At 47.1% G+C, this 291-nt stretch carries 1 protein-coding gene; it reads left to right on the forward strand.

Features of this window, described 5'->3' with window-relative positions; all coding sequences use genetic code 11:
* On the forward strand, window positions 1–291 hold a 291-nt coding region (locus tag G9H60_RS13315), incomplete at both ends, for a hypothetical protein (RefSeq protein ID WP_223144524.1).

Genomic DNA, 291 nt, shown 5'->3' on the forward strand with positions numbered 1-291 from the left:
CAGCTACTTCGACTACCAATGCAAGTGGTGTGGCAACAGTCGTATTCACCACACATACCGTGGCTGGAACTTCAACTACGGTTACAGGTACTACTTCGGCTATCACAGGTACTTCGTCTACCATTACGACAGTAGCTGGTACGGCTACTAAGTACTTAGTTACTTCTTCATCTTCATCTCCTGTGGCTGGGGCTACAGTAACCATCACCGCTCAATTGGCGGATGCTAACAACAACCCAGTAAGTACTTCAGGACAAACCGTTACTTGGACTAAGTCTGATGCTAACGGTA

It is taken from the genome of Aquirufa aurantiipilula (assembly GCF_019923745.1).
In the GTDB taxonomy this organism is placed as follows: domain Bacteria; phylum Bacteroidota; class Bacteroidia; order Cytophagales; family Spirosomataceae; genus Aquirufa; species Aquirufa aurantiipilula.